This window comes from Streptomyces sp. CNQ329, from assembly GCF_000482585.1.
The window spans coordinates 17,248-38,921 of the sequence record NZ_AXVU01000050.1 but is presented as its reverse complement, the minus strand read 5'-3'; the positions used below and the strand labels follow the sequence as shown (position 1 = coordinate 38,921).

The following is a 21,674-nucleotide window of genomic DNA, read 5'->3' as shown; positions in this document are numbered from 1 at the left end:
CCTCGTTCCCGGCGCACCCCGCGGACCAGCGTCTGCCCCGGCGCGTACCTCGTTCCCGGCGCACCCCGCGGACCAGCGTCTGCCCCGGCGCGTACCTCGTTCCCGGCGCACCCCACGGACCAGCCTCCGCCCCGGCCCGTACCTCGTTCCCGGCCCGCCCCCCGCACCGCCCCACCCCGCCAATCTCCCTGACCCGCCCCCACCCACGGCCCGACCCCAGCCCTTTGCGCCTCCACCCCCACCGACAGGGCCCGAGGGCTGTCCTGCCCCCGGGCTCTGCCCCAGCCCCTGCCCCTACGGGGCGGCGTCGGTGATCGGAGGAGTATCACCCGCGCCGCGCCACGCGATCCTTCGTCATCCAACGGCGTCTTTCGCGCTGCTTGCGTGGCCGCCCCCGCAGACGCTCGCGTCGCCGCTCAGGTCACCGCCCGCGTTACCGTCCCGCCCGCTGGCCGCGCCGCCACTCAGCTCGCCACTCACCTCCCCACCCCGGCCCCCGCTCCAGCCCTCTCCCACCCTGCTGCGCTCCCTCACCTCGTCCAGGAACCGGCCCCGCTCGTTGCTCCTCGGGAACGGCTCCTCCGGTACCGGGACCCCCAGGAACTTGCACAGCGGCTCCCAGCCCTCGCTCACCCGGAACACCAGCAGCCGCTCCGGGGCCACCTGCTCCCGTACCGCCGCTTCGTGCTCCGCGACGACCTTCAACGCATGCTCCTTGTCGCTGAACCGGCCGTCGAACACGCCGTCCCACACCACCTCCAGCGCCATGTCGCGCAGCCGCAGGAATCCCTCGTCCGCGTCCGCCGGCGGCGGGGCCACCGCCGCGGCGTGGATGCTGCTTGCCGCACTGGCGTACCAGCTCTCCGGTTCCCGTACGGTCAGCACCACCTTCGCCTCGGGGAACGCCCCGGCGATTTCCCGCCAGAAGCGGGCGCCCGGCCAGTCCACCGTCGAGCGGTACGTCGCGTACACCTGCGTCCAGTCCACGGGCTCGCCCCGCGACGCCGCCTGCCACATCGTGATCTGCCCGGGGTCCTCGAAGAGGCCCAGCATGTGGTGGCACGGGCCGAAGCCGAGCCGTTCCAGCGCCGTCTTGAGCGACAGTGTTCCGGTGCGGCCGACTCCCGCGCCGATGACTTCCAGCATCCCCTTCTCCTTCCGAAGTCCTTCCGTCCCCCACCTGCCGCCGGCTTCGCGTCTCCCCACGACAAGTCCCCTCCGTCTGTCGCTACGGCACCGGCGCTCTCCGTGCTCCTACGCACCCCGCAGCAGCAGCGCCCAGACCGTCGCACCCGGTCCGCACGCCAGCACCACCCCGTGCTCTCCCGCCGCCAGCGGCCGTGTCGTCTGCAGCCGCCGCAGGACTTCCAGTACCGCCGGGGCCGCGGTGTTGCCGTACTCCCGCATGACGTCGCGTGCCGTGGCCATCGACCGCTCCGGCAGTCCCAGCGCCTCGTCGACCCGGTCGAGGATGCGCCGTCCGCCCGGGTGGACGGCCCACCACGCGACGTCGGCCCAGCGCACCCCGTGCCGGGCGAGCAGAGCCCGCGCGGGTATCGCGACGGACCCGGCGACGACGTCCGGCATCGACGGCTTGAGCCTGATACGCAGCCCGCTGTCGCCCATGTGGACCTGGAGGTCCTCCGCGTGGGCCGGCGCGGTGAGCTGCTCGGCGTCGACGATCTCCACGCCACCCTGCTCATCCACTGTCCGACCCCATGGCGAACCCGCTGCCGGACGCCACGGCGAACCCGCTGCCGGACCCCGTGCCGAACCCGCTACCGGACCCCGTGCCGGACCCGCTGTCCGCTCCGAACCCGGTCTCCGACCCCGTGGCCCGCCCTGCGCACCGCCCTTCGTTCCACCCGGCACCAGCACCACCGCCGCCGCCCCGTCGCCGAACAGCGTCAGCACCACGGCCTGTTCTTTGTCGTACGGCGGCGGCTGCACATGCGGCGAGAAGAGGTCGACCGCGAGCAGCACCGCCGGGCGCCGCTTGACCGCGACCCAGTGGGCGCACGCGGACACTGCCGGCACCGCGGCGTAGCAGCCCATCGGGCCGAGGGAAAGTAACTCGACGTCGCCACGCAGCCCCAGTTCGGGGGCGAGGGCGTCGAGGCCGGGGGCGGAGTGCGTCGTCGTGGTCACCGTGGCGAACAGCCCCACCTCCTCGGGACGGAGCCCCGCTTCGGCGAGGGCCGCGCTGACCGTCTCGCTGCCGAGACGGCGGGCTTCGGTGAGGCTGCGGTCCATCCGCCGGCGGGTGGTCCAGCGGCGGGGGTCCTCCAGCAGGGCGTTGACGGCCATGCCCTTGGTGGTGATCGCCGAGTTCCGGATGACCTGGGCGACCGTGTCGCCTCCGGGGTCGGCGGCGACGAGGTTGGCGAACTCTTCCATCTTGACCAGCGGTGGGCTCTGGAACGTGACAGCCACGATCCGTGCTTCGGTCATGCTGTTCTCCTGACTCTCCCAGGCGTCGGCCACCTCCTGTCAGCCCTTGCCAGCCCGGTCGGCCCCGGCCCGGTCGGCCCCGGCCCCGTCGCCCCCGGCCCCGGCGCCGTCGGTCCCCACCGCCTCCACCTCCGAGGCCCCGATGACCCTCCCGCGCGCGTCGAGTGCCTGGACCTGCACGTAGTCGATGTCCCGGGCCCCGGGCGGCAGGTGCACCTCGGTGTCGAGTCCGTTCCACCCCGCACGCGCCACGGGCCGCAGCCCCGACTTCGTCTCGCCGCCGAGCACGCGCCAGCCCTTGACCTCGGTGGCGCCGTTCCACACGGCGTCGACCGCGGTGACCGCGTCGTTCACCTCGACCTCGGGCGCGGTGTCGGGGGTGCTTTTCCAGGGGGCGCGATAGCCCCTGTAACTACTGATGTCCTTCGGCAGCGTGCCGTCGAAGACCAGCCGGCCCGACGGCGTGAACTCGGAGATGCGCCCCGAGGGCGAGCCCCAGCTCACGAACGTGTTGCCGTTGGGCAGCGCCTGGCTGCTGCCCTCCAGGCCGGACGTCAGCCGGTCCGGGTGGACCTGCTGGCGTACCAGCTCCGCGGTCATCCGCCGCTCGTCGATACGCAGCCACGCGACCCGCGACTCGTAGCCGGGGCTGCCCATGTTCTGGTTGTCGAAGACGCGGTACGTGTCCTCGCCGGCCGGCTGGATGTTGTGCTGGCCGATGGTGCGGGCGCCGGCGCCGAGGCGGAAGTCGCTGCGCTTGCCGCCGAGCCGCCAGATGATGTCGCCGGTTTCGCGGTCGACCTTGTAGATGGTGCTGGTCTCGCGGCCGGAGAAGAGCAGGTTGCCGTCGTGATCGATGCTGACGGCGTTGAGGTGCATGTACGGGAACGGGGTGGCGGCGCCGTGCTCGAACCGGCGGTCGGAGTCGGTGATCGGGATGTGGTCGAGGCTGTGCCAGTCCATGACCTTTTCACCGGTGGCGATGTCGATTTCCTGCACGACGTAGTCGAGGACCCGACCGTCTTCGGGGCCGCCGACGGGGGTGAGGTCGTACGGCTCGTCGCGGTAGCTGAGGATCAGGGCCGTGCCGTCGGGGGTGAGACGGAACTCGTGGAAGTCGGTGCGCTCGCCCTCGTCGGGGGTTTTGACGGTGGCGATGACGTGGTAGTTCTCGTCGGCGATGTAGCCCGTGCCGGAGCCGGTGCCGGTGGGGGAGCTTTCGCCCTCCCACCAGGTGAGCACCTTCTCGCCGCGGTACTCCTGGACCTGGAGGTCGGCGGCGACGAAGCCCTCGGGGATCCGGCGGTACCAGACCGGGCGCCCGTGGTCGTCGACGATCTGAGGGCCGCGGGGCGTCACGTGGCGGCCCTGGGGGGTGAGGAAGAGCAGGCCGGGGGCCATGCCCCGGCCGCGCTTGAGCACGCCGAGACCGGGCGGGGCCTCGCCGTCGACGGCGGCGGTCCGGTCGGCGGCGGCGGTCTGGTCCGCCCGGCCGGCCCGGCCCGCGGCGGTACCGGGGTCCGCGGCGGCCTGGCCGGTCGTCGGTGTGGCAGGGGTGGCGGGGCCCGCGGTGGCCGGGTTCGCCGCCGTGAGCGTCGCCGCCGTCACGCCGCAGAGCACCAACGCGGTGGACGTACGCGGAAGGTGTGAACGGGTCATCCGTAGATCTCCTGTCGGAGGTGGAGGGTCCGGAACGCATATCGGCCGTCGTACGGCGACGTGGCGGGCCGTACGGCCGCATGACCAGCGATCTTGCTCACACGTTGTAACAAGCGTGCGGTTACAGCGTGGTGACGCCGGAAGGGCTTGCTGACCAGCGCCATCGAGCAGTTGGACGCCCCGCCGGAACCTCCGGAAGACCCCTCGGCGCCCCTCTGATCGGGACGGGCGTCTCGTGTCACAGGTGTGCTGCAAACGGTCTTCTGGTCGTGCTGGTGTGGTGCGGGAACTCCCTATAGTGTCGGCGACTTGAGCACCCGTGAGCGTTCCGCTCACTCGGGGAGCACGTTGCTCAACCCGGCGCACACACCCGACCTGGGACAGGCCACCTGCCCGGAGGAGCCCGTCGATGACCGCGCACCAGGATGCAGCCCCGCCCCGGGCCTCGCGTTCCCGTCTGCCCGCACCCCTGTCGGCCCTGTTCGTCAGCGTGCCCGCGACCGCGGTCGCGGTTCTGGCCGCGGCGCTCGCGGGACCCGGCGACCACACCAAGCAGATCGTCTACGGGGGTGGCACCGCCGCCGTCCTGCTGTGCATAGCCGTCGCCGTCGCCGCCGGTTACCGCGCCAAGGCCGCCCGCGCCGAGGAGCGTGCCGCCACCGCCGCCGGCGCCGCGGCCGTCTTCGCCGACCGCGTCGTCCCCGAGGTGCTGCGGAAGATCGCCGCGGGGGCGCCCGTCGACGAAGCCCTCGCCGCCGCCCCGCAGTTGGACAACCAGGCGTACCGGCGCGTCGTCCAGCAGGTCGCCGAGGAGGCGCGGCGCAGCGAGAACCGCCGGGCCGCCGCCATGGCCTCCTGCGCCAACGCCGCCGGCCGGATGCAGGCCATCACCACGAGCATGCTCGCCGACCTGCGCGAGATGGAGCACCGGCACGGAGACGCCGACGTCCTCGGCGACCTCCTCCACCTCGACCACCGCACCGCGCAGGCCGGTCGCGTCGCCGACAGCATCGCCGTGCTGAGCGGAGCCCGGACCGGCCGCCGCTGGGCGAAGCCGATCGCGATGGAGTCCATCCTGCGCGGCGCCATGGGCCGGATCGCCGGCTACCAGCGGGTGCGGCTGCGGGCCGTCTCCGAGGTGGCCGTCGCCGGACACGCCGCCGAGGGTGTCATGCACGCGCTCGCCGAACTCCTCGACAACGCCTGCAACTTCTCGCCCCCCACCACCGAGGTGCACGTCTACGTCTCGGAGGTGCCGGCCGGCGCGGTCGTCACCATCGAGGACAGCGGGCTGATGATGAGCGAGGCGGCCCAGCGGCGCGCGGAGCGCGCCGTCTCCGGCACCGCCACCGATCTGTCCACGCTCACCGGCACCCGGCTCGGCCTGCCCGTCGTCGGGCACCTGGCGCAGAAGCACGGGCTGACCGTCTCGTTCCGCCCCTCCGCCATCGGCGGGACGGGCGTGGTGCTGATGATCCCGCAGGAACTCATCTCCCGGGCCCGGTCGGGCGAGCCGGCGCGCCGGCTCGGCCTGCCGATGCCCGAGGAGGACACCGGAAGCACGCCCCTCCCGAACCCGCCCTCGCCCTCGCCCTCGGCCTCGGCCCCGCTGCCGCGCCAGCGGGACGTGGCCGCCGGTGAGGACGCGGACGAGCGGGCCGCGGACCAGCGGACGGGCGACGGCGGGCACGACCCGTTCGCGCTGGCCGCGCTGCCGCGGCGGCGCCGCGGGCGGACCCTCGCCGGGGCGCACCCGCGCGGGGTTCCCGACGACGGCGCGTCCGGAGGGGCCGCCGGTACGGGCACGGGCACCGCGGGTACGGGCGCTGCGGACACCGGCGCCGCCGGTACGGGCGGCGCGGGTACCGGTACCGGTGGCCCGGGTGCCGCCGGTGACGTCACCGGGTCGCACCGCCGGCTCGAACCCGCCGGCTCCGCGGCCCGGTTCGGGGCCTTCCGGCGTGCGATGACCGGCCAGGAGCGCGGCGCAGGCACCGCGGGCGCTGCGGAGGCCGCGGGCTCCGCGGACGGCACGACCGGCGCCGGGCCCGCCGCAAGCGCCGGACCCGCTGCCGCCGCCCCCGCGAGGAGCGCCGACCCCAAGCAGAGCGCCGACCCCACGCAGAGCGCCGCCCCCGCGACGAGCGCCGCCCCCGCGACGAGCGCCGACCCCGCGGTCAGCGGCGGCGCCACGACGAGCCCCGGCACCGCCGGCGGCACCAGCGCCCTGGGCGCCGCCGTCAACGGCCGCAAGCGCGCCGCCCGCCGGGCAGACGGCGTACGGGACGCGGACCGCGTACCCGACCAGCCCGGCGCGACAGTACAAGAAGAGCCACCCGCGGAACGCGAGGAACCCGCTGCGCCCGACGACGGCCCCGACTCCTCCGCCGCACCCCCCGCAGGCAACGCCGCTTCATCTTCGGAGGACGACCGATGACCCAATCTCCCGCCGAGGCCACCGGGCTGACCTGGCTGCTGGAGGGGTTGCTGGAACGCACGCCCGGCGCCAGGCACGCCCTCGTCCTCTCCCGCGACGGGCTCAAGCTCTGCCACACACCCGAGCTCTCCGAGGACAGCGCCGACCAGCTCGCCGCCATCTCGGCCGGCATCCAGAGCCTGTCGCACGGTGCCTCCGTCGAGTTCGGGGACGGCAGCGGCGGCGTACGGCAGTCGATGACCGAGTTCTACGGCGGCATCCTCTTCATCGCCGAGGCCGGCGCGGGCAGCCATGTCGCCGTGATCGCGGCGGAGTCGGCGGACCCCGGGCTCGTCGGGCACAACATGCTGGAGCTCGTCGAGCAGCTCGGCGAGCACCTCAGCGCGCCGCCCCGCGGGCCGGTACCCGCGGCCGACGGGGTCGCGGCGGAATGACCCGCCCCGGCCGGGACGACTCCCCGGACCGGCTGTACACCCTGACAGGGGGACGCAGCCGGCCCGCCAGCGACGAGTTCGACCTCGTCACCCTGGTGGTCGCCGAGTGCGAGCCCGCGCCGGGCATGCAGTCCGAGCACGCCGCGATCCTGCGGATCTGCCGGACTCCGACCGCCGTCGTGGAGCTGTCCGCCGACCTCGGACTGCCCGTCGGCATCACCAAGATCCTGCTGTCCGACCTGCTGGCCGCCGGCCGGATCACCGCGCGCCACCCGCGGTACGCGCCTCCGCGCAGGCCGGGCGGCGTCCGGTTCGCCGATCCCGAAACTCTGGAGAAGGTGCTCGTTGGACTCCGCCACCTCTGACACGCGCGCGACCGCCGGGTCGCCCACGCCGGGCGGCGCGTCCGGGCGCGCCCCCCTGGCCCGTACCACGGACAACGGGCTGAAGATCGTCATCGTCGGCGGCTTCGGCGTCGGCAAGACCACCATGGTCCGCTCCGTCAGCGACATCCGGCCGCTGAACACCGAGGAGACGATGACCCTGGCCGGCCGCGGCATCGACGACCGCAGCGCCGTGCCCGGCAAGACCGCCACGACGGTCGCCTTCGACTTCGGGCGGATCAGCCTCGACGCGCGGACCGTGCTGTACCTCTTCGGGGCGCCGGGCCAGGAACGGTTCTGGTTCCTGTGGGACCGGCTGTTCTCCGGGACGCTCGGCGCGATCGTTCTGGTCGACCACCGCAGGCTCTCCGACTCCTGGTACGCGATCGACCGGCTGGAGCACCACGGCACGCCGTTCATCGTCGCCCGTAACGACTTCGGCGGCCCGCCGTACACCAGCGCCGAGGTGCGCGACGCGCTCGACCTCGACCCGCACGTCCCGCTGGTCGACTGTGACGCGCGGTCCCGCGAGTCCAGCAAGGGCGTGCTGATCGCCCTGGTCGAGCACCTGCAGCGCCTCGCCGCCGCCACCGTCCCCACCGCACCGGAGACCGCTACATGACCCCGACCCCCGACGACCAGGCCATACGTGAGGGGAGCGGCGCGCAGGCGCCGACCGATCGCGGTGCGCCGGCTGAACGCGGAACGGCGGCCGAGCCGGGCGCCGTACCGCCCGAGCACGGCGCCGCCCCTGCCGGGCCGGCCCGGCCGCCCGAGTCCGCCGAGGCCCCCGAGTCCGCAGGGGGCCCCGGGCCCGCCGACGTTCCCGGGTCCGCCGACGACCCGAAGCCCGTCGACGTTCCCGCTGCCCCCGCGGGAGCGTGCCCGCACGCCGGTGCCGCCGGTGCCGTACCCCTCAGCGGCCCCCGCTTCCACACCGACCCGCGCGACCTCTACCGCGAGATGCGCCGCGACCACGGCTCCGTCGTGCCCGTCGAGCTGCCCGGCGACATCCCCGCCTGGCTCGTCATCGGCTACCGCGAGCTGCACCAGGTCACCTCCGACCCGGATCTGTTCACCCGGGATCGCGGGCTGTGGAACCAGTGGGAGAAGATCCCGCCCGACTGGCCGCTGCTGCCGATGGTCGGGCAGGTCATGCCGTCCATCCACTTCACCGCCTCCGCCGCGGACCACCGCCGGCACGCGGTCATGGTCGGCGCCGCGCTGGAGACCGTCGACCCCTTCGACCTGCGCCGGCACGCCGAGCAGCTCGCCGACCGGCTCATCGACTCCTTCTGCTCCCGCGGCAGCGCCGAACTCGTCGGCGACTACGCCGCCCCCCTGCCCGTGCTCGTACTCGCCCGGATCATCGGCTTCCCCGATGCCCAGGGGCGGCAGCTCGCGCAGGTGCTCAACGAGCTGGCGGACGGCGGGCCCGGGGCGCTCAAGGCGTACGAGACGTTCGTCGGGCACATGACGCGGCTGGTGGCCGACAAGCGGCTCGCGCCGGGCCAGGACGTCGCCTCGCGGATGCTGGCCGACCCCATGCACTTCACCGACGAAGAAGTCATGCTCGACCTCAAGGACACCACCGCCGCCGGTTTCCTGCCCACCGCCGACTGGATCGGCAACTCCATCCGGCTCATGCTCACCGACGACCGCTTCGCCGCCGCCCTCGGCGGTGGGCGGCACAGCGTCGGGCAGGCGATGAACGAGGTGCTGTGGGAGGACACCCCGACGCAGATCCTCGTCGGCCGCTGGGCCGCCCGCGACACCCAGCTCGGCGGGCGCCCCGTCGGCGCGGGCGATCTGCTGCTCCTCGGCCTCGCCGCCGCCAACGACGACCCTCAGATCAAGCAGGCACTGGGGGGCACGGACGGCTCGGGCGGCTACGGGTACGGCGGGGGCGTACCCGCGCAGGAGGGCAACAGCGCGCACTTCGCCTTCAGCTACGGCGACTTCCGCTGTCCCTTCCCGGCCCAGGAGATCGCCGAGATCATCGCCCGGACGGGCCTTGAGGTACTTCTCGACCGGCTGCCCGACCTGGACCTGTCCGTGCCGGCGGAGACGCTGGTGCGGCGGCCGTCCGCGTTCCTGCGCGGCATGACCGCGCTGCCGGTCACCTTCACCCCCGTACGCGCCGCAGGAGGCCCTTCGTGAACTGCCCGCACGCCGCCGGCTCCGCCGCCGCCCCCGCCGCCTCCGGGGCCCTCCCCGAGCCGCTGGCCATCGACCCCCTCGTACGCGACCTCGCGGGGGAGACCGCGCACCTGTGCGCCGCCGCCCCGCTCACCCGGATCGAACTGCTGGGCGCGCCCGCGTGGACCGTCACACGGCACGCGGAGGCGCGGCAACTGCTCACCGACAGCCGGCTGGTCAAGGACATCGGCGCCTGGCGGCTGTGGCAGACGGGCGAGGTCACGGCGGAGTGGCCGCTGATCGGGATGGTCAACCCGGGCCGGTCGATGTTCACGGTCGACGGCGCCGAGCACCGGCGGCTGCGCGCCAAGACGGCGCAGGCCATCACCCCGCGGCGGCTCGACGCGCTGCGGCCGGTGGTCGAGCGGGTGACGGCCGAGCTGCTGGACGCCCTGGCGTCCGCGGCGGCCGAAGGCGACGGGGTCGTCGACCTCAAGGAGGTCTTCGCGCAGCCGCTGCCGATGCGGGTGGTGTGCGCGCTCATGGGCGTCGCGGAATCGGAGATACCGCGGCAGATGCGGCTGTGGAAGGCGTTCTTCTCCATGCTCACGCCGCAGGACGAGCGGCTTGCGGTGATGGCGGAGCTGGACCGCGTGTTCACGGAGATGGTGCGGCAGAAGACCGCGGCCCCCGCCGACGACCTCACCAGCGCACTGATCTTCGCCGACGAGGGCGGTGAGCCGCTGACCGAGGAAGAGGTCGTCGGCAACCTGAAGTCGATGATCGCCGCCGGGCACGAGACCACGATCACGCTCCTGCTCACCACCGTGCGCGGGCTGCTCAGCCACCCCGAGCAGCTCGCCATGGTCCGCGAGGGCACGGTGACGTGGGAGACGGCGATCGAGGAGGCGCTGCGCTACGACCCGCCCGTGACCCACCTGCTGATGCGGTTCGCGACGGAGGACATCGAGATCGCCGGCACGGTGATCGAGAAGGGCGAGGGCGTCGTCATCTCCTACCGCGCGATCGGGCGCGACGCCGGGCACCACGGGGCGGACGTGGACGCCTTCGACGTGACCCGGCCGACGCCGATCCGCCACATGACCTTCGGCCACGGGCCGCACATCTGCCCCGGCGCGGCCCTGTCGCGGCTGGAGGCGGCGGTGGCGCTGCCGGCGCTCTTCGCCCGCTTCCCCGAGCTGCGGCCGGCGGTGCCGGTGGGGGAGATCCGGAACCTGCCGGTGCTGACGCAGAACGACCTGGAGTCCTTCCCGGTACGGCTCTCCTGACGGCGGGGGCGGCTGAGGCGCGCCCCCGCCCGGCCCGTACCCCGTACTCCGTACCCCCGTTCGGGACGTTTTCGAGTGCGCCATCGCTGCCCTCGCGCGGACACGCTCCGTAGCGGAACAGCGCCCCTCCGCATAACAACTGATGCACGATCAGCTAACGACCGGACTTCTTCCCGTGTTACCGAGGCGTCAACTTGTCCGTTTCCGCTGGTACATGCCCGGATCGTCCGCGGTAAAGCACAACTGAATAACGGGAACGACTTGGAATCGAACGCCGTCGTCCGCTAGCGTGCGGTAACGCAGCGCGGTCGTCACTGCCGCCGCAAGAGGCGGCACCGTGCGCCGTCGCCGAATCCCGAACGCGAAACAACTGCAGCAACGGCAACACCTAGGGAACCGGGGAACCACCACCTTGGGGTGAATCGGGCCAACCTCCGCCAGGAGGCGGCCTGTAGGAGACCTTCCTGCTCCGAACCCGTCAGCTAACCCGGTAGGCGAGAAGGAAGGAAAGGAGTACGCCTTCGTGGCGTCCTACAGGCCTGGGCCTGGCTACGGCCATGGCTATGACGAGTACGGCTACGACGGTTATGCGTCCGGCGGTCACGCCCCCGAGGGGTATGCGCCCGCCGACTACGCCGTCGAAGAGCCGGTCCCGGTCGATGAAGTCTTTCCCGAGGACGACCTTCCGTCCCGCGGCCGTCGGCGCCTGGCAAAGCAGCGCGGCGGCAGCATGGCCCGCAGCGGCGCCGTACTCGGCGTCGGCGTCTTCGCCGCCGTCGGCGCGGGCAGCATGGCCACGGCGCAGGAGAAGCCGCCGGTCGCGATATCCATGCCCGACCAGGTGAACGCCGTCGCGAGCGAGATCAGCGCGCAGCTCCCGGACGCGGAGAGCCTGCCGGGCGTCGGCGACCTGATGCCGAGCGAGGAGCCCGCCTCCGACTCGGTCGTCACCACGGCACCGCTCACCCAGGTCAGCTACGCCGGCGACGCCGGGGCCGACACCGCGACCCAGTCCGCCGACTCCGGCGAGGCCCTGCGGGCACGCATCCTGCAGCAGGCCGACCAGCAGCAGGCGGAGGCCGACGCCTCTGCCCGCGCCGCCGCCGAGGCCGAGGCCGCCAAGCAGGCGGCCGAGGAGGCCGCCGAGGCGAAGGCCGAGGAAGAGGAGCGCCAGCGCAAGCTGGAGGAGGAGCGCCGCCGCAAGGCGGAGGAGGAGGCCCGCCGCAAGGCGGAGGCAGAGCGCCTCGCCAAGCTCGCCGCCAGCTACGTCGCCCCGCTTTCCAACTACACGCTCACCTCCAGCTTCGGCGAGTCCGGCGACATGTGGGCCGCGGGCCACACGGGCCAGGACTTCGCCGCCTCCACCGGCACCCCGGTCAAGGCCGTACACGGCGGCACGATCACCGAGGCCGGCTGGGCCGGCTCGTACGGCTACCGCATCGTCCTCACGCTCGAAGACGGCACCGAAATCTGGTACTGCCACCTGTCCTCCATCATCCAGTCCTCCGGCGAGGTCACGACCGCCGACGTCATCGGGCGCGTAGGCGCCACGGGCAACGTCACCGGCCCGCACCTGCACCTGGAGGTACGACCCGGCGGCGGGGACGCAGTGGACCCCCTCGCCTGGCTGCGCAACAACGGCGCCCCGGTCTGACCGACGCGGCGGGCCCGGCGCCCCGGCCCTGATGGCCGGGACCCGGACCTGCCCGCACGGAAGACCGCAAGCCCCCATATACCTCTCTCCCACGTCTCTGGCGTGTCCGTACGCACCTTCCCCCCGTGGCGTCCGGATGCGCACCGAGACCGCCGGCGGCCCTGGTGGCCGACCCCCCGACACCAGGGCCGTCGGCCTTTTCCCGGGACCTACTCCCCGGGCCCGCAGAGACAGAACGGATGCCCGGCCGGATCGGCGAACACCGGACACGTGCCACCGACGTCGGAAAGCGGCGTGGCCCCGAGCCGCAGCGCCAGCTCACTCGCGGCCACGGAATCGTCGACGCCGAAGCAGATGTGCATCTGCTGGGGATACCTACGCTCGAAGTCGGGCCAGAGCGGCGGCCGGTAGCCGTCGACTACCTCGAATGCCAGCCGTGGAAAGCTGTCTTCGTCCTTGGCGATCACCATCCAGTCCTCACGAATGATCCGCATGCCGAGAAGCTGCGTGTAGAAGTCGGCAAGCTCGCGGGCGTCGGCGCAGTCCAGCACGATGTTCCTGACGTAGGCGTTCATGGCGGCAACCCTGCCACGCCCCCCTGAGACCGTCATGAGAAGCCACCCGGTGAACCGCACCCCCCAGCGCACCCGCCACACCGGCCCACGGGAAGGAAACGCTCAACCCCGGTTCACGGGTGCCGGCGGCCGGTGAACATGCCGTGGAGACCGAACGGCACCGCGTGCGGTACCTCCGCCCGTGCCAACTCGGCGTATGTTCTGGCGTCCAGCACCAGCAGGAACGAGGTGCCCGCCGCCGCGTCAAGGACCACGGACAGCACCACCCCGTCATCCTCACCGGCGGCGTCCGGCGCGGCCGTCGGCGCCCCCACGAAGACCGGCTCGCCGGGATAGCAGCCCTCCTCCGACCAGGTCAGCGTGTCACCGGTGGTCACATCGAGCTTCACGAGCTGGTCGATGAAGTGGGCACTGCTGCGGTCCCGCGCGCCCACGCCGTACGCGTACCGGTAGGGGGAGCCATTGTGTCGCGCGTAGGAGATGCGCGGCAGTTCGAGGCTCTCCTCCGACAGCCGCTGCACGCCGACACTCCCACCGCCGGCGCTGTCGCCGTTGCCCTTGCCGACAGGGATCCGGTAGCGGGTGGGCAGCGCCGACGGGATGCCGCCGCCCGCGTGCAGCCGGTCCAGATACAGCGCGTCGATGATCGAGGCATCGTCGTACGAGCAGATGTCGAGCACCACGTCATCGCCGTCGTCGAAAGCGTTGATGTGGTGGAACGCGAAGAACGCGGGCCCTTCGTATGTGCCGCGCACGGACCCGTCGCGGGAGTCCATGACCGTGAAGCGGGTGCCGCGCTCCGGCTCCCAGCGGTAGTTCTCGATGAACGGGCGGCCGCTGAGCACGATGCTCAGCGGATTCACCACGAGCGGGAACTCCGCCAGGACGACATGCCGCCGGGTGAGGGCGAAGCTGTGCATGTACGAGGGGCGGGTGACCCTGCGGCTGCCGATCAGCTCGCGGGTGGTGCCCGAGGCCCGCTGACGGTAGATGCGGTACTCACTCGTGCGCGAGAAGTGCAGCACGTAGTTGACCAGGTCGCCGGTGGCCGGATCCTGGTGCGGGTGCGCGGTGGTCAACTGCCCGCTCAGGTCGTCGTCGTAGCCGACCACACCGGCGGTCGCCAGCGTGTCGGGGTCGAACGCCACCGGCAGCGGCGTTTCGGTCAGGGCCACGTAGCGGTCGCCGAAGCGGGTGAGGTTGACGTTGGCGTTCGTGGTGGGCTTGCGCGCGAAGCGGGTGAAGAAACGGGCGAACAGCGAGCGGCACGGGTCGGTGGCGAACTCCGGGAAGGAGATCCGCCCCGCTGCCATGGCGCGGTTGGCGGGGGTGTCGAGGTAGCGGCTGGCGTAGGAGACCCGGCCACCTTCGAAGGTGAAGCGGTGCAGCATCGCCTGGCCGTCGAACCAGTGGCGTACGGACCGTTCGCCCGCGTCGAACCGGGCCGGGCCGTTGCGCAGCAGACTGCCCTCCAGCCAGCCCGGGAGCGCGCCCCTGACCGGCAGTTCCCCGATGGTGGTCTCGTCGCCCAGGGTGCGGAACCCGATGCTGTGGGCCGATGCGTTCATCGCCTTCGCCTCCTCGCGGCGACATGACACAATGGACTGTGCGTGCTCCTCCATCGCACACCGTCCACAGTGGAATGTCAACGGAAAGAACCTGATGGCCGACCTCAATCCCACCGCCGCATCGCTCCTCGGCTTCCTGCACGCCGGGGAGGCCAGCGGATACGAGCTGGTGAACACCGCGCAGCAACTCATCGGTGACTTCTGGACCCTCACCAGGAGCCAGGTCTACCGGGAGCTGGCCGTACTCGCCCAGCGCGGTCTCGTCGAGGCGGGTCCGCCGGGGCCCCGGTCGCGGCAGCCGTACCGGCTCACCGACGCCGGTCGCGCCGCCTTCAGCGCCTGGCTCGCCGAGCCGCCGGGCGCCGAACAGATCCGCTACCCGCTCCTCCTCACCCTCGCCTTCGGCTCCGCCCTGGACCGCGACCGGCTGAACGGATTCCTCGCGGACCACCGCACCGCCCACGAAAAGCGGCTCGCCGACTACCGGGAGAAACAGGCCCACGGCGTCCCCGACCGCTTCACCGAGGCCACCCTCGCCTTCGGCATCCGCTACGAGGAAGGCGTCCTGGCCTGGATGGACGAGCTGCCCGCCATCCTCGGCGACCGCTGAGCGCACCCCCGGCGACCGCCGAACAGGAGGACGTCATGCGGCCGGCTGCGCACGGTCCTCGGCGCCCGCGGGGCGAGTCCGTCCCGTCGCCGTCACGGTGCTGTTCTCACACGGGCGCTCCCTCGGGAGCACCGTCCGGGGCGGTCGCTCCCGAGGCGGCGATTCCCGAGGCGGCGATTCCCGAGGCGGCGATTCCCGAGGCGGCGGCCCGGAGCAGCGGCTCAGGCCGCGGCGGTCGCCGAAGTCACGGCCGCGGTGCGGTCCCTGGCGGCGATCTCCCCCAGGGCGGCGCGGATCGTGTGGACCATCCGCTGGGGCCGCTCGAAGACGTCGGCCGCGGTGAACCGCAGCATGCGCCGGACCTCGGGACAGCGCCCCAGGTCGTTGAAGCGCTCGACGTCCGCCCGATGGGCGGCCCGGCCGCCGTGGAAGCCGTATCCCTCGATCTCCACGACGAGCCCCGCCGCCGGGAAGAAGAAGTCCACTCGTATCCGCCGGCCGTTGGGCGCGGTGAAGGGCACTTGGCTGAGAGGCCGGAGCCCTGCGTCATGCATTCGCAGCCGCGCCACCGTCTCCGCGGGCGACCCGCATCGAGGATCGACGAGCGCGAGCCGCTGCCGCGCGGCGACCACCCCCCGCCGCTGCCCGGTGCCGGCAACGGCTTCGGAGACCGCATGCAGATCGGTCACCTGCTCCCGCCAGCGCCGCGGCAGCTCCTCGGCGGGCCCCATCGGCCGCCGTGTCAACGCCGACTCCACGGCCACCAGCGCCGCATCCCGCTCGCTGCCCCGCAGCAGATCGACGAGTGTCCGCACCGCACTCGTCACCCGCAGCCCGGCGACGGTGACGATCTCCTCGTCGCGCACCGGGGTCCGATGCAACACGCACCCGTCCGGCGCATGCCCCCGCCCCCGCACATGAGTGAACTCGGGCCGCACGCTCAGCACTTCGATGCCGTGGAGATGGGCGGCCGCACTGTGACTGACGACCAACCCGGGCCGCCCAGCCTGCGCCACCCGCAACCGCAACCGCAGATCACCAACCCGCCCGGGCTCCACCCAGACCCCGGCCCGAACCTTCCGCCACCCTTCTTTACGCAACCGCCGCACCAACACCCCGGACGACCACCCCGCCGCCAGAGCCTCGGCACACACCAACACGCCACCGTTCATCGCCGCCAACTCACCCAGCGGCCTCAGTTCCCCCGTCATGCCCCTACTCTCTCGCGGATCCCCAGCCTCCGCTTCCCCCTGTGGATAACTCCCACCCCGGGGACTCCCCGCAGGTCAGACCCCCTCGACGAACTCCCCGCCCCGTACCCCCGCAACGAAGGCCCGCCAGCCGGCAGCAGAGAACACGAGGCGAGGCCCGTCCGGGTCCTTACTGTCCCGCACGGGAACTACACCGTCGACGGCGACCACCGCCGGCGCCCACTCGACGCAACCGCCGCCTTCGCCGTTGCTGTAGCTGGACTTGACCCACTGGGGAGTGGTCATCTGGGAAGCGCCTCCCTTACGGAGCGGATGAGGTCCGCAGAATCGGTGGGGGACAGGGCGTAGGCCCTCAGCAGCTCGTAGGCGCGCCGACGATCGTCGAACACCTCCGGGTCTTCGAGCAGATTGCCCGTCCCGATACCTTCCTCATACGCGACGCCTCGACCGCCGTCCAGGGTGAACAACGCCAATGCGCCACCCAGCAGCGTGTGCTCTCCGTGGGCGAACGGCAACACCTGCACCACCGTGGTCGCAGTGTGCGTCAGCTCGACGAGCCGGTCCAGTTGCCGGCCCATCACGGCAGTCCCGCCCACCGGCCGGCGCAGCACTGCCTCATCCAAAATGGCAGAGAACTCCGGAGGCGGGTCAGAGCGCAGCAGTTCCTGCCGCGACATGCGTGCGGACACCAATTGCTCGACCTTGTCGTGAGAAGCCCTCGGTTTGCGCGCCTCGAAGATGGCGCGCGCATACTCCTCCGTCTGGATCAACCCGGGCACAATCAGCCCTGCGAACTCCGCAATGATGCGTGCCTGCGCCTCCAACTCCATCCGGCGGCGGAATTGGTCCGGATGCACCTCGTGCCTGGCCAGCGCATACAACCGCTGGAAGATCCCATCGGTCCCGAAGGCCGCGTCCAACGCCGCCGCAAGGTCGGGCGGCGGTACGCACTCGGCAACTTCGATCCGCGCTAGGTGGCTTCGGCTGTACTTCACCACGTCGGCCAGTCCTTCAAGGCTCATGCTGGCCTGTTCCCGATAGCGGCGCAGTTCGGCACCGAAGAAGTGCCGCGCCGATCGGTCGGGCGTCAACTCACGTGGCCGCTGTCCCATCGAGGTCCTCGCCTCCCAACGCTGGTCCCGGGGCACCCACCCCTGTCGAACCCTACGCACGTGGGGCAACTACAGAGACACGGAGAGCGACATTGAAGGATTGCGACCACATGTGCACCAACAGCGGCTACACGCGGTGAGGCGGATCGGTTCTGGCTGCCGTGTCCCGGTCGGGAGTTGAGCGTTCGGTTCACCGACGGGCACGGCACGCCGCTCGCAGTCATTCTCACCGGCCGGCGACCGCGACGACGTCACCAACTGCTGCGGCTACTCGATACGATCCCGCCGATCCGTGGCCGGGCCGGTCGTCCCCGCCGCGAGCCCGACTCGCTGTTCGCCGACCGCGCCTACGACCACGACGTCTACTGCGACCAGGTCGGCTCAAAGGCTTCGTGGATGTCGACCCTGTGTTCCCAGCGGATGCGTAAGCGTCGGAAGCCGTCTAGCCAGTCGAATGTGCGCTCGACCACCCACCGGTAGATGAGTACCCGAAGATGGTCCGGAGAGCGCTGATCACGCTGTCGCGGGGAGACGGTGCCGGTAGATGAGTTCAGGTGTCCCTCATGCGCTGCTGTGCACCGTTTGCCGGAGGGGTAAATGGGTGTAGCCAGGATCCATTTCACTCAGCAGGCCATGGCCAAGGTCACCGTCGGCCAGGAACCAGAGTGACTCATGGAGACCTTCTTGAGCCTGCTGGTGGCCCGGAGCGGAGAGGTGCTTGCTCCGCACGTTTCCTGGCAGGCATGGAGCCGGGCGCGGTCTCCTTCGAGCGTCGAGGCCCTGCTCGCCTTAGTGGCGCCCCACAACGTGCCTGACTTTCTCACCCCCCTACGTACCGGCGGTGGTCTGGAGGGCGGGATCGACGCCGTCTTGAGCAGCCCTCGCGGCCAGTTGAGGGACGGACTATCTGCTCTGGCCACTCACCGGAGGCTGCCGGCCTGGACTCGGAAGGAATCGTGCACTCGATACTCTGCTGGGCAGCGGCCGGGCAGCCGTGCTGCGCCACGTCGTAGCGGCTGGCTCCTGCACCACCACTGGGCTTGCGCAACGCACCGGTATTTCCCCTTCCACCGTCAGTCACCACACCGCGATCCTTCGCAACGCCGGCTTGCTCACTACCCACCGCACCGGAATTAGCGTGCATCACACCGCTACGCCCACAGGAATCCGGCTCACCCACCAACCGTGAACGTGCGAGATGCGGCCATCCCAAATGCGTGCACCTCACCAGGCTGATCTGGCGATCGTAGCTGCAAGTTTCGCTGTGAACTCCGCAGCCGCACGTCCACGCTTGCCGATCTGTGCGGGGTTTGACACGGCCAGTCGTGTCGCCACGTCCGCCAAGTTCGAGTGCATGGCCACCCCGCGGAGCGCTACGAACTCCTGTAGGTCGGTTGACCCGATGGTCGCGACATCGGCTATCTCCTGCAGCCCAGAGCCTTCTTCGAGTTTCGTAAAGCGCGCTCGGTCAACGACGATGCCGAGAGGATGGAGCAGCTTCTCGACGTATTTGATCCCGGCTCCATGGTTGTCCCTGAGGAGCCGATGGTAGTGGTCTCTCACGTGAGCCTCCCAGAGGCCCACCGCCATGCGGGGGTCGGCGTCGAGAAATTTGCGTTTGGGTATCAGGTTCAACTCGGGTATTCGTGTACGGAGATGCCTCCTGTAGTGCAGGAGCGAGTTTGTCAGAACCCGGTGGGTCTTGTAGTTCTTGGAAACCTCGACAGAGTTCTCCAGAGTTTTGTTGACTATGTGTTCAAGCGCCGATTCTGATTCGGCGTGCAGCAGTCCAACGTACGCGCAGACCGCATCAAGGGTGCTAGGGTCCCAGCCGGTCGCCCCGAGTACCGGGGTCAGGAATCTATTTCGTAAGCAGCGCTCACGAACGAGCAGCAAATCCCCACGACGGGTCAGCACTCGAGACTTCACGTTAGCTCTCCAGTCGAGTCAGTCAGTGATGCGCTGCAGCGCCCCGGTTTCGACTCGAGATGTCAGATCGGAGATCCCAGTCAAGCTCTGAAGCATATCCCCCCACCGACGGATGCGGCCCAGCACTGCGTCGCGGCCCTTCGTCGTGGCTTCGGTCCACCTGTCGAACTCGCGGTCGTTAGCGAAAAGCTGCACGAACGCTTCGCGTACGTCCTCGCGACGTGCCTGCACGGCTTCACTCACGTCAGGGAAGCGGAGGGTGGTGACCATGGCGTCGTAGACGGCACGATTGAAACGTCCCGTCGCGTGTCCTTCGTCGAACCTCTGAAAGGAGTCGTCCCCGAACACTGTGTAGGTGGTAGTTATCGCCGACTCGATGCCGTCCACGATCTTGTCCAAATCCTGCGCCAAGCTCGGATTCCAGGAGGTGTTCAGGGTGCGCGTGGTGGAGTCCATGAACTTCTTGAGGTTTCCCTTGTATCGAGGGAGGTAGGCGCAGAAGGCGATGCTGCGCAGCAGCAGTTCAGCGTCGCGTAGCCGGTAGTCTGGTTCGTCGATTCCGAGGATCACACGGATTTGGCTGGAGCGAGCGGAGCGCTCGTCCAGGTATTGCGTGAAGTCGCCGGCCATGAGCGAGCGACGAAGCTCGTGCGTAGAGAGGGGGGTAACTTGGCTGTTGAGGCGATGGAAGACGAACTGCAACACCTCGTCCTTCTGCCAGTTGCGCATCACAACAGTGCGGATGGGCAGGTTTTCGAAGCGCTCGAACTCGTCCGAGTCGGCTACCTCCGGGTATGTTCTCCCGTTGAGTTCGCCCAGGATCTGCAATCCGGTGAGCTTCAATCGGTGATCAACGGCGAATCGCTTGAGTGTGCTGAGTCGCTGCTTTCCATCGATGACGATGTACTGAAAGGTACTCTTCTGGTTGCGGGGAACCTCGGCTAGGGTGATGGGAGGAACGGGGCAGCCAAGCAGAAGGGACTCGATATAGAGCGAAGCCTTCTTGTTGTCCCAGACCGCCCTGCGTTGGAACGGCGGCTCGACATCGAAAACGCCTCGTTCCAATTGTTCCTTGAGAGCTCCCGTGGTCCAGTCGGTCGTCCACACGACCGTGTCAGGAAGGTACTTCTTGGTTGATTCCCGAAGCTCGTCTTCCTGCGGCTCTTCTTCCCACTGCAAAGGCTGCATCGGCTGCTCCTCATCGCTGGCTGCCTCAACGGTCGCGGCGCTGGCGTTCTCCTCCTCGGTAAACTTGACCAGCCTGAACCGGCATATGCGGTAGTTCTCCTTGCCAGGCTCGGTCCAGCTTTCCACTACACGCCAGAGCCCGCGATAGACGTAGCCACCGCGAGCCTTCCCGTTCTGAATGTCCAGCCCTTCGATCACACGCACGGGGAGCCCTCGTGCCTGCGAGGTGACGAGCGCGGCATTCGCCGGGATGGTCATGGACTGGTCGGCAACCTGCTTGCCCGTCTTCTCGTCACGCCCGCCCTTGCCCGTGTAGATGATTTCTCGGCCATCGAAAGCGTCGTCCTCGTAGCCGCCCGACAGGACTATGGAATCCGCACCCGAATCCGCGGTGCCCGATATCCCCTGCCCGTAACTTCTATGTACGTTGCGGTCATAGAGTTCGCGATGGCCTTTAAACCACGTGTCTTCTCGGACTCCTTCAGGGTGGCCAAACTGCGGTCGCTTCGAGGATCGGGGCATGCTTTCTCCTGCCTAGGCACCGTCCGATGCACTGGCTGTGGCACGAAGTCTTGCCCGAGATGGTAGTAGCAGACACCGACCTGCCGAGGCTTGTCAGCGGGTGAGGAAGACCGTGGTGACGACCGTGAGGGTGCCCAGGGTGAGGAGGGTGCCGAGGGTGGCGAAGAGGTAGTCGGGGCCGGCGCCGTCGTAGCCGGCTATCGCCGCGCGGCTGGGGTTCTTCGGGTCGTAGTGGATGCGGACCGGGGTGCCCGGGCGGAAGTTGATGAGCGTGGTCTTGCCGATGCGCGAGGTGTGTTCGTGCGCCTTGCCGTCGGGGGTGTGCCAGCGGGCCACCGGGTGGTAGAGGGCGCCGTTGTTGCCCGAGCTGGTGGAGAGGCGGATGATCTGGCCGTTTGCGGTGGCGCCGGTGCGGCGCAGGGTGCGGGCGCGGCGGATGCCCGTGTAGCCGATGGCGGAGAAGACCGCGCCGAGGAGTAGCGGGATGAGGGCGAACAGCCAGCCGGTACCCAT

The 21,674-nt window shown here is 70.6% G+C and carries 20 protein-coding genes, 1 pseudogene and 1 riboswitch; of the genes and pseudogenes, 10 read left to right on the top strand and 11 right to left on the bottom strand.

From position 1 onward, the window contains the following. Positions 1–354: 354 nt before the first annotated feature. From I003_RS33220 to I003_RS33215, 3 genes are all read right to left on the bottom strand, one after another. On the bottom strand, positions 355–1,146 hold the full coding sequence (locus I003_RS33220; protein ID WP_158689021.1) for a sulfotransferase: 792 nt from the start codon (positions 1,144–1,146) through the stop codon (positions 355–357). Positions 1,147–1,254: 108 nt separating this feature from the next. Further along, entirely contained in the window at positions 1,255–2,451 is a 1,197-nt protein-coding gene (locus tag I003_RS37070; RefSeq protein WP_027774139.1) for a 3-oxoacyl-[acyl-carrier-protein] synthase III C-terminal domain-containing protein, read from the bottom strand. A gap of 39 nt (positions 2,452–2,490) precedes the next feature. Next, entirely contained in the window at positions 2,491–4,110 is a 1,620-nt protein-coding gene (locus I003_RS33215; protein ID WP_486584385.1) for an arylsulfotransferase family protein, read from the bottom strand. A gap of 409 nt (positions 4,111–4,519) precedes the next feature. Here I003_RS33215 and I003_RS0125705 point away from each other — a divergent pair, with 409 nt between their 5' ends. The 7 genes from I003_RS0125705 to I003_RS0125675 all read left to right on the top strand — a co-directional run bounded on the left by I003_RS0125705 (position 4,520) and on the right by I003_RS0125675 (position 12,446). Beyond that, on the top strand, positions 4,520–6,547 hold the full coding sequence (locus I003_RS0125705) for an ATP-binding protein (RefSeq protein WP_027774138.1): 2,028 nt from the start codon (positions 4,520–4,522) through the stop codon (positions 6,545–6,547). Then, on the top strand, positions 6,544–6,981 hold the full coding sequence (locus I003_RS0125700; RefSeq protein ID WP_027774137.1) for a roadblock/LC7 domain-containing protein: 438 nt from the start codon (positions 6,544–6,546) through the stop codon (positions 6,979–6,981). The genes I003_RS0125705 and I003_RS0125700 overlap by 4 nt, the downstream gene beginning before the upstream one ends. Beyond that, positions 6,978–7,346: a DUF742 domain-containing protein gene (locus I003_RS0125695; RefSeq protein ID WP_027774136.1), complete on the top strand. Its 369-nt coding sequence runs from the start codon at positions 6,978–6,980 to the stop codon at positions 7,344–7,346. The genes I003_RS0125700 and I003_RS0125695 overlap by 4 nt, the downstream gene beginning before the upstream one ends. Continuing rightward, entirely contained in the window at positions 7,327–7,986 is a 660-nt protein-coding gene (locus I003_RS0125690) for an ATP/GTP-binding protein (RefSeq protein ID WP_027774135.1), read from the top strand. The genes I003_RS0125695 and I003_RS0125690 overlap by 20 nt, the downstream gene beginning before the upstream one ends. Then, positions 7,983–9,524: a cytochrome gene (locus tag I003_RS33210; RefSeq protein WP_078564363.1), complete on the top strand. Its 1,542-nt coding sequence runs from the start codon at positions 7,983–7,985 to the stop codon at positions 9,522–9,524. Before I003_RS0125690 ends, I003_RS33210 begins: the two co-directional genes overlap by 4 nt. After that, positions 9,521–10,792 (top strand): cytochrome P450, encoded by a 1,272-nt coding sequence (locus tag I003_RS0125680; protein ID WP_027774134.1) that lies wholly within the window; start codon positions 9,521–9,523, stop codon positions 10,790–10,792. The genes I003_RS33210 and I003_RS0125680 overlap by 4 nt, the downstream gene beginning before the upstream one ends. A gap of 369 nt (positions 10,793–11,161) precedes the next feature. Next, positions 11,162–11,304, top strand: a riboswitch (cyclic di-AMP (ydaO/yuaA leader). An 11-nt stretch (positions 11,305–11,315) separates the two neighbouring features. Beyond that, complete coding sequence (locus tag I003_RS0125675; RefSeq protein WP_027774133.1) at positions 11,316–12,446, top strand: peptidoglycan DD-metalloendopeptidase family protein; 1,131 nt, start codon at positions 11,316–11,318, stop codon at positions 12,444–12,446. A 209-nt stretch (positions 12,447–12,655) separates the two neighbouring features. Here I003_RS0125675 and I003_RS0125670 read toward each other — a convergent pair whose 3' ends face one another. Next, positions 12,656–13,021 (bottom strand): VOC family protein, encoded by a 366-nt coding sequence (locus tag I003_RS0125670; RefSeq protein ID WP_027774132.1) that lies wholly within the window; start codon positions 13,019–13,021, stop codon positions 12,656–12,658. 113 nt (positions 13,022–13,134) lie between these two features. Further along, positions 13,135–14,589 (bottom strand): carotenoid oxygenase family protein, encoded by a 1,455-nt coding sequence (locus I003_RS0125665; protein WP_027774131.1) that lies wholly within the window; start codon positions 14,587–14,589, stop codon positions 13,135–13,137. A 94-nt stretch (positions 14,590–14,683) separates the two neighbouring features. Between I003_RS0125665 and I003_RS0125660 the strand changes: the two genes are divergently transcribed. Then, entirely contained in the window at positions 14,684–15,199 is a 516-nt protein-coding gene (locus tag I003_RS0125660; RefSeq protein ID WP_027774130.1) for a PadR family transcriptional regulator, read from the top strand. A 221-nt stretch (positions 15,200–15,420) separates the two neighbouring features. Here I003_RS0125660 and I003_RS33205 read toward each other — a convergent pair whose 3' ends face one another. The 3 genes from I003_RS33205 to I003_RS0125645 all read right to left on the bottom strand — a co-directional run bounded on the left by I003_RS33205 (position 15,421) and on the right by I003_RS0125645 (position 17,522). Continuing rightward, on the bottom strand, positions 15,421–16,410 hold the full coding sequence (locus I003_RS33205; RefSeq protein WP_106966343.1) for a PDDEXK family nuclease: 990 nt from the start codon (positions 16,408–16,410) through the stop codon (positions 15,421–15,423). Positions 16,411–16,485: 75 nt separating this feature from the next. Beyond that, positions 16,486–16,695: a DUF397 domain-containing protein gene (locus I003_RS0125650; RefSeq protein WP_027774129.1), complete on the bottom strand. Its 210-nt coding sequence runs from the start codon at positions 16,693–16,695 to the stop codon at positions 16,486–16,488. After that, positions 16,692–17,522 carry a Scr1 family TA system antitoxin-like transcriptional regulator gene (locus I003_RS0125645; RefSeq protein ID WP_027774128.1) on the bottom strand — a complete coding sequence of 277 codons (831 nt, stop codon included), beginning with the start codon at positions 17,520–17,522 and terminating at the stop codon, positions 16,692–16,694. The genes I003_RS0125650 and I003_RS0125645 overlap by 4 nt, the downstream gene beginning before the upstream one ends. 195 nt (positions 17,523–17,717) lie before the next feature. Between I003_RS0125645 and I003_RS37065 the strand changes: the two are divergent. Both I003_RS37065 and I003_RS37060 read left to right on the top strand, forming a co-directional pair. Next, positions 17,718–17,888: pseudogene (locus I003_RS37065) on the top strand (IS5/IS1182 family transposase); the annotation flags it as partial. 628 nt (positions 17,889–18,516) lie between these two features. Further along, positions 18,517–18,711: an ArsR/SmtB family transcription factor gene (locus I003_RS37060; RefSeq protein ID WP_486584384.1), complete on the top strand. Its 195-nt coding sequence runs from the start codon at positions 18,517–18,519 to the stop codon at positions 18,709–18,711. 35 nt (positions 18,712–18,746) lie between these two features. Here the strand turns inward: I003_RS37060 and I003_RS36200 are convergent, their stop codons facing one another. The 3 genes from I003_RS36200 to I003_RS0125630 all read right to left on the bottom strand — a co-directional run bounded on the left by I003_RS36200 (position 18,747) and on the right by I003_RS0125630 (position 21,674). Next, positions 18,747–19,451, bottom strand: coding sequence for a hypothetical protein (locus I003_RS36200; protein ID WP_158689020.1), 705 nt, complete (start codon positions 19,449–19,451; stop codon positions 18,747–18,749). An 18-nt stretch (positions 19,452–19,469) separates the two neighbouring features. Beyond that, complete coding sequence (locus I003_RS34320) at positions 19,470–21,161, bottom strand: YDG/SRA domain-containing protein (protein ID WP_051368477.1); 1,692 nt, start codon at positions 21,159–21,161, stop codon at positions 19,470–19,472. Between the two features lie 93 nt (positions 21,162–21,254). Then, positions 21,255–21,674, bottom strand: a complete 420-nt coding sequence (locus I003_RS0125630; RefSeq protein ID WP_027774126.1) for a DUF3592 domain-containing protein — start codon at positions 21,672–21,674, stop codon at positions 21,255–21,257.